Origin of the sequence: Bradyrhizobium sp. (assembly GCF_035570375.1) — a bacterium.
Taxonomy (GTDB): Bacteria; Pseudomonadota; Alphaproteobacteria; order Rhizobiales; family Xanthobacteraceae; genus Bradyrhizobium.
Genome location: NZ_DATMLW010000207.1, coordinates 1 through 12,235 on the forward strand (window position 1 = coordinate 1; position 12,235 = coordinate 12,235).

9 protein-coding genes are annotated in these 12,235 nt (G+C 57.7%); 4 read left to right on the plus strand and 5 right to left on the minus strand.

Going from position 1 to position 12,235, the window contains the following annotated elements:
• Positions 1-105 precede the first annotated feature (105 nt).
• Entirely contained in the window at positions 106-186 is an 81-nt protein-coding gene (gene pqqA / locus VNX23_RS22635) for a pyrroloquinoline quinone precursor peptide PqqA (protein WP_084807017.1), read from the minus strand.
• A gap of 260 nt (positions 187-446) precedes the next feature.
• Between pqqA and VNX23_RS22640 the strand changes: the two genes are divergently transcribed.
• A complete protein-coding gene (locus tag VNX23_RS22640; protein WP_325633776.1) occupies positions 447-1,244 on the plus strand; it encodes a hypothetical protein in 798 nt (265 codons plus the stop codon).
• Between the two features lie 438 nt (positions 1,245-1,682).
• Here VNX23_RS22640 and VNX23_RS22645 read toward each other — a convergent pair whose 3' ends face one another.
• The 4 genes from VNX23_RS22645 to VNX23_RS22660 form a co-directional block, all read right to left on the minus strand.
• The gene (locus VNX23_RS22645; protein ID WP_325633778.1) at positions 1,683-3,743 is read right to left on the minus strand and encodes an ATP-dependent helicase; all 2,061 of its coding nucleotides are present in this window, start codon (positions 3,741-3,743) and stop codon (positions 1,683-1,685) included.
• Positions 3,737-4,060, minus strand: coding sequence for a hypothetical protein (locus tag VNX23_RS22650; protein WP_325633779.1), 324 nt, complete (start codon positions 4,058-4,060; stop codon positions 3,737-3,739). The genes VNX23_RS22645 and VNX23_RS22650 overlap by 7 nt, the downstream gene beginning before the upstream one ends.
• A 34-nt stretch (positions 4,061-4,094) precedes the next feature.
• The gene (locus tag VNX23_RS22655; protein WP_325633780.1) at positions 4,095-4,601 is read right to left on the minus strand and encodes a hypothetical protein; all 507 of its coding nucleotides are present in this window, start codon (positions 4,599-4,601) and stop codon (positions 4,095-4,097) included.
• Between the two features lie 717 nt (positions 4,602-5,318).
• On the minus strand, positions 5,319-8,366 hold the full coding sequence (locus VNX23_RS22660; protein ID WP_325633781.1) for a primase-helicase family protein: 3,048 nt from the start codon (positions 8,364-8,366) through the stop codon (positions 5,319-5,321).
• 444 nt (positions 8,367-8,810) lie between these two features.
• Here VNX23_RS22660 and VNX23_RS22665 point away from each other — a divergent pair, with 444 nt between their 5' ends.
• The 3 genes from VNX23_RS22665 (at position 8,811) to VNX23_RS22675 (ending at position 12,159) form a co-directional block, all read left to right on the plus strand.
• Positions 8,811-9,440: a hypothetical protein gene (locus VNX23_RS22665; RefSeq protein WP_325633783.1), complete on the plus strand. Its 630-nt coding sequence runs from the start codon at positions 8,811-8,813 to the stop codon at positions 9,438-9,440.
• A 46-nt stretch (positions 9,441-9,486) separates the two neighbouring features.
• Entirely contained in the window at positions 9,487-10,722 is a 1,236-nt protein-coding gene (locus tag VNX23_RS22670) for a site-specific integrase (RefSeq protein WP_325633784.1), read from the plus strand.
• Between the two features lie 222 nt (positions 10,723-10,944).
• Positions 10,945-12,159, plus strand: coding sequence for an aminotransferase class I/II-fold pyridoxal phosphate-dependent enzyme (locus VNX23_RS22675; RefSeq protein WP_325633786.1), 1,215 nt, complete (start codon positions 10,945-10,947; stop codon positions 12,157-12,159).
• Positions 12,160-12,235: the final 76 nt, after the last annotated feature.

Below are 12,235 nucleotides of genomic sequence, written 5' to 3' on the forward strand. Positions count from 1 at the left end.
AGAAGTCCGAGAATCTTTCCGCTTGCATATTGGGCCCCTCAGGCGCCTGCCTCAGTTCGAAAGCAAAGATTGCTTCTTGAACCGGGCAGGTCACCCCACTGAGGCTTACTTGCGCGCTGCGCAGGCGTACATGTTGATTTCCATGCCCACCGACACTTCGACAATCTTTGGAGCCTTCCAGGCCATTTGAACCTCAATTTTGAAGGCGGGCCCACCAGATCACAATTCCAGAACGGCCAGAAATCAGAATTGATTTTCGTTGCATTAAGCGAAACTGATGGGCATCGCCTGCGGAAATGTGGATATTAAAGAAACTTATCGCGTCCCGCCGCGAGGACGAGACGCCGAGGGATGCGCGGCATCAGGCAGATTGGCGATGTCGCAGCGGAATAAATCATCGGTATTTACGGTCTACAACACGAGCTTACTTTCATCCCGGTGATGGAATGGATAGCGGAAAAAGCCATCAGCGCGACGACGAACCGGCTCGGTCTCATTTCGGGCCGGAGCGTTCAATCTTCCGCTTAACCGTGAACGGCGAGGCCGGTAAAACGTACCATCCAATCGAAACAGAGATTGTCGTATCGCTAATTTTCTGGGTTAGCATATTTTTTCTGCTCTTCATGGCTATCCTTTTCCATGAAAGAATCGGACTCGAGCAGCCCGAGAAGCTGCTTATCGCAGTGGCGATATGGTCCACCGCAGTCTTCGCCCACTTCTCGGTTCTCCTTCCTTTTATCCGCCCTTACAACGGGTTGGACCGCTATGCCAAGACCATATTTACGATGATCGTCGGCAATGGCGTCGTCTCATTTGTGCTCGGCGGGTATTATTTCGATCTGGCAGTTCACGGAAATTCAGACCTATGGATAAACATCGACAACATAAAACACTCGATGGAAACGTCCTCGCGGATCTTGAATGAGATGTTTTCCGCCATCAAAATCATTCTGGGATTTCATACATTGATTTTTGTGCTAGGCATTCTCGTCATGGATTTTCTCATTTACAAAGGCGCTTCTTCGGAAAAGGCGAGAAAGGAATTCTGGGATATTACCATCTTCATCGACGGGCCGATGGTTTTGGGAATCGCGTACACGACGGCCATCGGACCCAAAATCCCCTCCGGCGAGGAGTATTTTGTGGCGGGCGCTGTCGCTCTTCAGTTGTTTGTCGCCAACATACAGTTGTTGCTCTTCCGAGCGTTCGGTCCCATCCGGTTGCTAGAGACACCGAGGAATTGAGAACCGCGGTCGATCAGACGCTGGCGAGCGACGAGGTTGACGGCGGAAGCGATAGCGGCGGCGATGGGCAACGTAGGAAGGAAAGTCGTCCTTGAAACCATGCAAGTATGCTGTGTTCACGCGCCGATGCCAATCCAGACAGTGCACCGCATCCTCATGCGGGGTCGAACATGGCGACCCGTGCTAGGGGATAGGGCCCCTCCTTCATGCCGATTACTCCGCCCGCGAAAAACCCTCGCCTTCGCGATCGTCTGGGAATGCCGCCGGGGTGACGATTGAGGGCGGAGCGACCTTATTCATACGGCGAAGCTCGGGCGCAGCACCTAAGCGATATGACCAGGCTGCCAATCAGGAAATTTTAGCGCGGACATTGTCTCATCGTTGCGCGGGGTGGAGCGGTTGCACGTTTACATCTTGCCGGGAGCGATAACTTGACGGCTATCGCCACCTCTCGCGCATACGCGCCGCAATGTCGATGCGAGGACCTTGATTCACGATAGTCCATGCAGGTTGCGCAGATGTAGGCCAGCTGGAGCGATCAAACAGCGGCAGAAGCGTCTCAGGAATGAAGCGCGTTCGCGAGGCATAGAGGTGACGATCGCCCTGGACGCTCTGGCCGTGAACGAAAAAGCGCTGCGGAACCATGAGATGCAGGTCGTCTTTCGCCCGCGTCATTGCGACATAGAGCAAGCGACGCTCCTCCTCCACTTCCTCGGTAGTGCCGGTGCCAAGATCGGATGGGATGCAACCGTCGACCGCGTTAAGGACAAAGACCGATTTCCACTCCTGGCCCTTCGCCGAATGGACTGTGGACAAGATTAGGTAGTCCTCATCCAGCAGGGGGACGCCGGCCTGGTCGCTGGTGGCCTCAGGCGGATCGAGCGTAAGCTCAGTCAAAAAGCGCTCGCGCGACGGGTAGCCGCTCGCAATCCCCTCGAGCTGAATGAGATCGGCGCGCCTGATTTCCGCATCTTCATGGATACGTTCGAGATGAGGTCCATACCAGACGCGAGCTAACTCGAGATCCGCCGGCCATCCGGCATCGCGGATGTTTCCGACCGTCTCGACGAAGGAGGCCCAATCAACACCTGTGCGAGGCGGGGCGGGCAGGTCGTGCAACGCCCCCGTCGGGTCAGCAGATTGCGCCAGGGCATCGAGCACGCGCTTTGCTGTAGCGGGTCCTACGCCAGGCAGAAGGTTGAGGAGCCGAAAGCCTGCGACGCGATCTCGCGGGTTCTCGACGAAGCGTAGCATCGCGAGGATGTCCTTGACATGCGCCGTGTCCAGGAACTTGAGGCCGCCAAATTTCACGAAAGGGATGTTGCGTCGGGTCAGTTCGACTTCGAGCACTCCGCTGTGCGACGATGCGCGGAACAGGACGGCCTGATGTTTCAACATCATACCTTGTTCGCGATTTGCCAGGACCTGTTCGACCACGTAGCGGGCCTGGTCGGCCTCGTCTCGAACGCTGACCAGCTGCGGCCTTTGCGACGACAACCGCTCGGTCCAGAGGTTTTTTGTGAACCGCTCCCTGGCAAGGCCGATCACGGCATTGGCAGCCGCCAAGATGGGCTGGGTCGACCGGTAATTGCGGTCCAGCGTTACAATTTCGGCGCGCGGCGAGAATTGGTTCGGGAAGTCGAGAATATTGCGCACAGTCGCCGCTCGGAACGAGTAGATCGACTGAGCGTCGTCGCCGACAACTGTTAGACCCGCACCACCTGGCTTAAGTGCGAGCAAAATCGACGATTGCAAGCGGTTCGTGTCCTGGTATTCGTCGACGAGCACATGATCGAAGCGTCCTCCCACCTCAGAAGCCAAGGTGGTATCCGACATCACCTGCGCCCAGTACAAGAGAAGATCATCATAATCGAGCACGTTTTGAGCTTGCTTCGCCTCGACATACGCCGCGAAAAGCTGCTTCAGCTCCTTTGTCCAGCTCGCACACCAGGGGAAGAAACGATCCACCACCTGTTCAAGTGACGTTTCCGCGTTCACGCAACGCGAATAGATCGCAACGCAAGTACCTTTGGCCGGAAACCGACGTTCGGTCTTTGAAAAACCCTGCTCATGACGAACGAGGTTCATGAGATCGGCAGAGTCTTCCCGGTCGTGAATAGTAAATCCGGGATCCAGTCCTATCCGTTCGGCATATTCCCGCAGTAAGCGGGCCCCGATAGCATGGAAGGTCCCGGCCCACACCAGGGCATCGCTCAGGTTGGATGAATTGCTGCCCAGCTTGCCCGCAATTCGCGTAACCCGACGGGTCATTTCCGCAGCCGCCCGTCGCGAGAACGTCATCAAGAGGATGCGGCCCGGATCTGCGCCGTTGACGATAAGGTGCGCGACCCGGTGGGCGAGCGTGTTGGTTTTACCAGACCCCGCGCCGGCGATAACGAGCAATGGCGACCCGACAGTGTTGTCCTGCGTAACGCCATGCTCGACGGCATAGCGCTGCTCGGCGTTGAGGTCGTCCAGGTATGTCGCGGATGTCAGCACGGTTGGCTCCCCGTCCTCTTGTGGGTAAGGCTGCGTACGTACCCGCGAACTTGTTCCTTGTAGCCGCCACGGGTCAGGTCGCGCACTCGTACAGCGGTCCATCCGAGTGCAGCCATTAGCTTCGCTAGACGCCGGTACGCGCCCGCTGTGCGGCTGCGCTGAGGCACCTCAAGCATGTCCAGCAATGTCTGGCTGCTCACGCGCTCTTGGCCATCAAACTCAACCTTGCCGCGGACACGCTGCAACGGTGCCAGCCAAGGATCGGCAGGCGTCTCAAGTTCGGCGATAGCTTCTCTTAATCGTTCGAGCGCTGACATCTGTGCTCTCTCCTCCCAACCAGCCTGGCGGCAGTTACGCGGCTCCACGCCCCCACTCCGCGTACTCTTCAGGTGGATACCAGACCGCGCCCGGCGCCATACCCACAAGCGCGCGGGGCGGGAAACGCCTTATCAAGGTCTCGTCCTTCTCAAGGTTCCGCAGCCCTTTTTCCGTCGCGATCGCCATTACGCCGCAGGCGAACTCGTGGAATGGCGGATGTTTGCAAACGTCGTAGTTCCGCGCGGACAGCGATCGAGCGTAGAAGCCAACGAGCGCAGTAATGCCCCCAGACCCTCTGAAACGATCGCGGTCGTGTTGGTCGGGTAGCAGAGGTGCATCAGGTGGCCCGTTGACCGCAAACCATTCGCGAGCGAGGAGAAAGACACTCGCGTACTCCTTTTGCTCTGCGATGGGGTCGATGCCCCAAACGAAACCATCACTAGTGACTGGATTGTTGCAGCACCAGCCGTGTTTGGCATTCAGTTTGGCGAACTGCCGATCAACTTCTCTCGCTATGAGACTGTTTGAATTGGTGGTCATTTTACTTTCTCCTTGTGTGCGAGCCCGACGATCTGCCGCGGCAATGCAACGATAGGAGGCAGTGTTAGCGTCGAAGAGTTGAGGTTTCCTTAATCAATTTCTGGGCGGACCATTTTTTGTGTTGCAACCTTGGCACCTTGCTACTCCCCCGAGAGGTCCCATTTCCCGGTCTTGCAGTCTGGTGGATCTGTCTCGACTCGCTTCCGCTTAACGATCTGATGGCGGGGTCGTAATCGTTGGCGAATGATGACAGCCAGGGGTGAGAAGGCTTCAAGGTGGGACGCGAGCAGGGTGATGGTGTGGATCACTCTGGGAGTGGAAGGGCGGGGTGGTCAGACCTTGCTACCTTGTGATCTTCGCTGCACGCACGGGGGTATGCCAAGGTCCGCCCGTCCGGGTTCAGGCTGCGAGGCTGGACGCGAGAAGTATCGGGTTTCTCAGTGCCGGTCCAACCTGTCCAACCTGTCCAACCAAAAATTAGAAAAGAGAAGAATAGGCTTCAGCGCCCCCTGCCGACTTTTTCTCGGAGTCCCGTCCCTGCCTCGAACTGCCGAATAGGATTTTGCTTCGCCAGCGCGGACAGGTTGGTCTGGTTGGACCGCATCAACGACGGCAGGCATTATTCGCGTCCAACTTCGCGGCCTTGAAGTTGGACGACGCAGTTTCTGGTCGGACGCCAATTTCATCTGCATCTTAGCCCGGTCAGTGCGCGGGCTCTCAATCTAACGGCCCGTCCTCGGCCTCGTATTCTGGCTCGGGGTCTGTTTCCGGCTCCCATTCGGCGTCGACAGCATCGAGACGGGGGTCGTCGCAGTCCCACATACCCTCGGGTGCTTCCTCTGATTGATTGTCCGGCTGGCTTCCCGCCTCCCATTCGAGATCTGGGGCGCACAGGTGGGATGCAAACTGTCGCCGACAGTCATCAAGGGGCGCGAACTGGAATTCGCGAACCCGTGTGGCGCCCTTAGTTGGCCGGGTAGTATGAATGTGCGGATCGAGGGCAGCCCGAATATTCTTCGACCACACCGCTTTGATCTCAGGTTTCCAGTCGCGCTGGCGTTTGCTGAATTCTACGTAGCACATGTAGGCCCGATCCGTTTCGATGGTCAGACCGGCGTCTTGCCACTGCTCGCCGCCAATGGAACCCTCCTGTAGGACGTCGTGCAACCAAGCCAACGAGCCGTGCAACGAGTGCACCTGTTGTGACGCCTTTGCGGCAGTGTGGGGGACGGCGCGCACGTTAAACGCGCTAACGTCCATAGACAGCAAATCGTGAAGCATCGCAGCAGCACCGCCGCCGTCAATTTGGTTGTAAACCGCGTTCCAATAACCTTGATGGGCCATTCCTGAATAAGTATCGGCAACGTTGAGCACAAACCAACGGCGGTCGCCGATGCCCGCTGGAACTGCCCAATCGTTGTTGGATGCAACAACGATCCGCAATCGATTTTCAACTCGTATTGGATCACGAAATTTAGCTTCAAGTTGGAGAGATGGCTCCGTGATGAGAGCCTTCAAAACACCCTCACCTTTTTTATCGCCAGCCCACAGCGCCTCGTCTAAGAATACCACGCACGACATACCTATGCTGGCGTTGAAGCGTCCGGTGAGTTGTTCACCATTTGCGATATGAGCAAAGTGCTTTCCGAAAAACTTTCCGAAAGTGCGAGCGACGATGCCCTTGCCCGCGCCCTGGGCACCGAGGAAGGCGACAGCTACCCCCATCGGCCTGTCGGGATGCTGCACTGCATAGGCCATCCAATTAATGAGATAGTCAAAGTAGTCCTGCCGTCCAGAGCAAACCTCCTTGAAAATATGATCGCGAAGCAACGACCAATTGCCGGGCATTGGCTTGATGCCGAAACCACGCCAAAGGTTAAGCATGTCACCCTTGATCTCAGGAGGTCCTCCCGGTTGGAACACCACGCCCGCGCCCGGATATTGACGCCGGTCTTCCCATTTGAACCACAACCTGCTGACTGCAATTTCCTTGTTTCCTACGGGTACAACTATATTTGCGAGCATCTTGTGGAAGTCTTCCACTTTCATCAGGCAGATGTCGTCGCCGATGGTTGCTACGAGTATCTGCGTGCCGTATCTGACCACGGCAAAGGTTTGGTTCATCGCAAGGAACAAGCTGTTGAGGTCGGCCCCTTTGCCATGCAATGCCATTAAAACAGAAACCGGACTTGTTTTATGGGGATCGACGAACTCAGCGCCGGGGTCCGCAAATGATGGTTCGGATTGCGGAGTGGCGTCCGACGTCGCATCTGCTGTGGCGGTAACAACCGGCCTGATGTTGAGGGGTGACTTTAATTTCCCTAGGAGCGGGCACGTCCGGCACGCCTTGCAACCGGCGCCCTGAATGGTTGAACATTGGGGATATCCCAGTCCTCGGTCATGGCGGTCAGCTACCTTGCGATCAAACATCGCATCTGTTTCATCCGGGGTATACGACGCATGACCCTTGGAGATTTCGTGGGCGTAGGCGCGCCCATTCTCCATAAAGGTGGCGCCAAGGACCCCGTACATCCACAGGTCTTGCTTGTGATCCGTGCCACCGTTGGCGAAGGCGTCGCGGTAGAAGCCACAGTCCTTGAAAATCGGTCGTGGGTCGACGAGGAAATCGGCGAAGCGGTCGATGCCCGCATCCAGACCGGGCTCGTCGGGGAAACTCCATGGTGGTGGGTTCTTGAAGCTGTCGAGGTCGGCTCCCTCGGCGAAGAGACTAAACGCTGGTGTCGCTGATGGGGTTTTGATCTGCCCTGCCAGCGGTGGCAGCATCGATAGCTGCGTGGGGAAGTCGTACATCCGCAATGGGAGGTTCGCGAGTTGGACTTCGCGTGGTGGGTCGTACTTGTAGTTCTTGGTCCCCGGCACGCGAAGAATTCTTGCGCTGTCTGTGGTCAGCCCCGCATCACACTTGATCCCCTGCGAGATGAGCAGCGCCTTCAGGCCGTGAGCAAATGGGTCCCACTCGTGTGGGAGAAGCGTCGTCTTACTGATCCAGTAAACGTGTATTCCCCCGCCCGAGAACACGATGGCAGACGGCTCTGGCAGGAGGTTGGCGCGCTGGAAATCGAGGATCGCCTTCAGGGCTTCCGCTTGGGTCTGGTAGCACTTCGGGTCGTCCTTGATGTCGATGTCAACCCAGATCGCTTTGAGCCCGATGGCGTTGGCCTTGAGCCGGATCGCTTTTGGGTCGCCCCGCTTATTGGTGCCTTTATCCTTTTGGAGCGAAAGGCAGTACCAGATGTCCGTGAACTTGCCGGGGTTCTTGAGCATCCGGTCGAGACGCGTGACGAAATTGGATGGGTCTTTGTAGGGCCAGCCGGGGACGCCCTTGTATTTCTTCTTCGTACCTACGGACGAGTGGTCGTCTGGGAGCCCGAAATGCAAGTTGACGTAGCCTGGGTCTGTTGGAGACCCCGGCCACGGAACAACGTTGGCCATAAAGACCGAGATTGCATTCCAGTTAGTTGTCGACTTTTTCGGCGGCAGGGCGGCCACGCGAGCGTCCAGATCCTCGGGCTTGCCCTTTCCAGCCACTGTGTTCGCCCTTGGCGCTGCCGGCTGGACCGGCGCAGTTGTTACGCCCAGATCACCGAACCCGGTGTCCACCGTCTCCGGCGCGGGTGCCAGAGCCGGACTTACTGTGGCGGTAACCGGCGTGGTGTCGAAGCCGGTATCGACGGCTGCGGCGGCGGCTGCGCCCTTGCTGGCGGTCTCTTCTATGCCAGTTTCTATTGGGAAATGGTCAAACATGCTGCTTACTCTCGCGGCGCATCTCGGGCTTTGAGCGAGCTCACGCTGCTGATCCCTCATTCTTCGCCGTTTTCCTGGTGCTCTCGAAGCTGCTTGGAGGCTCTTGGCGATCGATCCAACCGCGCTTGCGCTTCAGCGAGGTGCTCAGTCGTTATTTTGGTTCCGAGCAGGCGCTCCAAATCCGCGATAGCGACGCGTTTGCGGCCCGGCAGCGCTAGGACGGGCAAATTCAAGCGGTACGCTGTGGGGGGGCTGGCCCCAAAAAGGGCGCCGGCCAGTGGGACGGGAACAGTAAGGGGCAAGAGTTTGTGAGCCATAATGGTTCTCCGCGACTTGACAGGTAAAGATCCGAAATGCATAGGTATACTATGCATTCCTATAATTCAAGCCGCTTCGCACTAAAATTCTCCGCGACAAATTTCACTGCTGTGAGAAAATCGAGAAATGTCAAAAGATAAAAAAGTCCTTGTCCAGCTTAGACTTAGTTCCACCGAGGCACATGATTTGCGAAAAGCTGGCGAAGCACAGGGCCGCAAGCTGCCGGCCGAAATCATGCAACGCCTTAGGGCTTCGTTGTCGGACGCAGAGCCTGAAACTGCCCGAGTGCTGTATGGAGATACCGTAGAAAGCGTGGTGCGCAATTGCGCCCTCGGACAAGCAGTCGGCTATTTGGCAGCCCAGTTGGAGCGAACAATCCGTGCATCTGATGACCCAATTCGTGACCGGGCTCGCGCGCTGGCGATGGTCAGGCTCGCGGTGGCAAAGCTCCTCGAACTTCTTGGGGCCGAGGATAAATATCTGACGTCCGACGATTGCCTGGTCGCGCACGCACTTGCCTATAACCTCGCCCGTGATCTGGCCATAGCTGCCCGACCGGGCGCCTCGGGCGCCGGACGATCGCCCGAAGCTGTCGCGCTCGCTGGTATGGCCAGAGGCCTCAACGTTTCAATTACCGAGTGGGCAAAAAATATTTTGGGATCATCCCTCAGTAGTGAGTTGGAGTGGGCAAAAAATATTTTGGGATCATCGCTTAGTAGTGAGTTGGAGAAACCAAATGATAGTGAGAAAGCGTAGACCACGACTTACTGGCTTCATCCGAGAACGTGGAGGAAGCCGCTCAATGGTCGTCACTATTGATGGAAAGCAATACAGCGAAGCAGTCAGCGTCCGAACGCGAAAAGAGGCGCTTGCGCTGTTGCCAGCGTTTGTTACCCAAGTTCAATCGGGCTTATACGCAGCTAAAAAAAGGGCTGAACGTGCAAACAGCCAAGCTCCCACGTTCGATGCCTATGTCGAGGAGTTTCTCAAAAACCATACCAAAATGGGCGCAGACGGGGACGCCACGCGCCGCGCATACCGAAATTCTTTGGACAAAGTTAGGAGCGAGATTGGCGATCGATGCCTCGCCGATATTACGGGCGAAATGCTGCAAAAATGCCTGCGAAACCTGTACACGTATGGTCGCAAGACCGCCGGCTGCGATCGCAATCGGGGCCTATCCATTGCCTCAATGAAACTCATATATGCTGCGTTGAGCGTGCTGTTCTCGAAAGCAGTCGAACAAAGGATAATCGCCAACAGTCCGGTCCCAAAATTTACGAAATTCAAGCTAGGGGATGAGCCTACGGCGGTCGACCGTGTACGCCGCACTGCCATGAGCGCCAGTCAAATAGCCGCCCTCATTCAAGTTTGCGACAAGGATAACCAACTGCGATTGTGGATCGAAATCATGACCGCGACCGCTGCCCGCCCGGGCGAGGCTCTGGCGCTACGGTGGTGCGATGTAGACATTTCAAACCGAGTGATGCGCATCCGGCACTCAGTAAAGAGAAGCGACATCCACGGACAGGGGCGACTAGGAGCCACAAAGACGCGCGGCAGCGTTCGCGATGTTCCGATCGGCACATCGCTCGCTGCAAGTTTCGAACGAGAGCGGACAAGCCAAGAAGCCGCGTCGCGTAGAATATCTGGCCTGCCCGAGAACATTCCATCGGTTCGGCCATTACTGCATCCGCAAGACTGCATATTTACTGCCGACTTGGTTGATCATGGAAAGGTGCCTCGCAGCTTGTCTGGCATGAGTTCGCGTTTCAAAACAGCTTGCCGAAAAGCCGGCCTGCCGGCGGGCACGACGCCTCACCAACTGCGCCATAGCGCGATTACCGCCATGATCGCAGGCAGCGCGACGCGTCGCGGGATCAGCTTGATCGACGCGGCGAGGCTGGCGGGTCACAGCGATCCTGGGACGACTGGCAAAGTCTATGCCCATGCTTTGGAGGCCAACTTGAGACGGGGCGCCGATCTGGCCGACGATCTGATTGCCCGAACCACTGTTGGAGAAGCAGAACGTGGGTAGAACCCTGCAGCTCTCTCAAGTGACAACTAAGTGGCAGAACGCGGTGGCGGGGACGGCGTTTGGGCGCTAACTATCCAAACCATCTCGATTTTCTGTTAGCGAGTGTATCGCGAACTCGCGTCGATGGTTAATCGCGTCTTAACCTCGCCGTATCTATGGTGGTTGATCCGCTTACCGCCGGTCTCAAACTGCGATCGGCGGCCTGAAAGAGTGCTGGCAAGTATGGCCATGACCGCTTCATCCCGCGTGCCGCAGGGCGGCGGAAGCAAGGACAGCGAACGCTCGCCGTTCTTGCGCGTCACCGAATTGCTGGCCCCCTACAAGCCGTCCAAGCCGTTGATAACGCTGTCATTGGGGGAGCCGCAGCATCCCCTGCCGGAGTTCGTGGGCCCGGTGCTGGCCAGCCACATCAGCGAATTCGGGCGCTATCCGCTGGCGAGGGGAATCGAGCCTTTCCGGAAGGCCGCTGCGACCTGGCTGTCCAGGCGATTTCACCTGCCAAGAGGAATCGATCCCGACACCGAGCTGCTCGTGCTCAATGGCAGCCGGGAGGGGCTGTTTTTTGCGGCGCTGACCGCCGCCCGTCATGTCGGAGAGCGCAAGGGCAGGCCCGCCATCCTGATGCCCAATCCGTTCTATCCGGCCTATGGGGCGGGCGCCCGCGCCGCCGGCTGCGAGCAGATCCATCTGCCGACCACGCCCGAAAACGGATTCCTTCCCGATCTCGACGCGCTTGACGAAGCAACGCTGGCGAGAACCGTGGCTTTCTACATTGCTTCACCAGCGAATCCGCAGGGCTCGGTGGCGTCGAAGGCGTATTTCCTTCGCTTGAAGACCCTGGCCGATCGCTTCGGCTTCATGATCTTCAGCGACGAGTGCTATTCGGAAATCTACACCGGGCAAGCACCCGGCAGCATGCTGGAATGCGCCGGGCCCGATTTCACCAATGTCGTCGCCTTTCAGTCGCTGTCGAAACGATCGAATCTGCCCGGCATGCGCGTCGGCTTTGCCGCCGGCGACAGGAAATTTCTCGGCGCCTTCCACGAGCTGCGCAATGTCGCCGCGCCGCAGGTGCCGGTGCCGCTGCAGCATGTCGCGGTCGCCGCCTATGGCGACGAGGCCCATGTCGAAGAGAACCGCAGGCTGTACCGGATCAAGTTCGATTTGGCCGATCAGGTTCTCGGCAACCGCTATGGCTATCGCCGCCCCGCCGGCGGATTTTGCGTATGGCTCGATGCGTCGGGGAAGGGCGGCGACGAAGCCGCAACCGTCAGGCTTTACCGTGACGCGGGCGTCCGCGTCATCCCCGGCAGTTATCTGGCGCGGCAGCAGCCGGACGGCAGCAATCCCGGCGCCGGCTACATTCGCCTCGCGCTGGTCGCGGACAGTGAAACAACAGCCGAGGCTTTGCACCGGCTGGTGGAAATTCTGGACTGAAGCATGATCGGAAACCGGCTGTCAGAAAGGATCTGCACAAACAGGATGCGATCGCGATGCCAGTCAGTTGCATCAG

What these genes read in the sequence shown, in the direction of transcription:
- VNX23_RS22655 (WP_325633780.1), bottom strand. Translation starts at nt 4,601, where the DNA reads ATGACCACCAATTCAAACAGTCTCATAGCGAGAGAAGTTGATCGGCAG.
- VNX23_RS22670 (WP_325633784.1), top strand. Translation starts at nt 9,487, where the DNA reads ATGGTCGTCACTATTGATGGAAAGCAATACAGCGAAGCAGTCAGCGTC.
- VNX23_RS22640 (WP_325633776.1), top strand. Translation starts at nt 447, where the DNA reads ATGGATAGCGGAAAAAGCCATCAGCGCGACGACGAACCGGCTCGGTCT.
- VNX23_RS22675 (WP_325633786.1), top strand. Translation starts at nt 10,945, where the DNA reads ATGGCCATGACCGCTTCATCCCGCGTGCCGCAGGGCGGCGGAAGCAAG.
- VNX23_RS22660 (WP_325633781.1), bottom strand. Translation starts at nt 8,366, where the DNA reads ATGTTTGACCATTTCCCAATAGAAACTGGCATAGAAGAGACCGCCAGC.
- VNX23_RS22665 (WP_325633783.1), top strand. Translation starts at nt 8,811, where the DNA reads ATGTCAAAAGATAAAAAAGTCCTTGTCCAGCTTAGACTTAGTTCCACC.
- pqqA (WP_084807017.1), bottom strand. Translation starts at nt 186, where the DNA reads ATGGCCTGGAAGGCTCCAAAGATTGTCGAAGTGTCGGTGGGCATGGAA.
- VNX23_RS22650 (WP_325633779.1), bottom strand. Translation starts at nt 4,060, where the DNA reads ATGTCAGCGCTCGAACGATTAAGAGAAGCTATCGCCGAACTTGAGACG.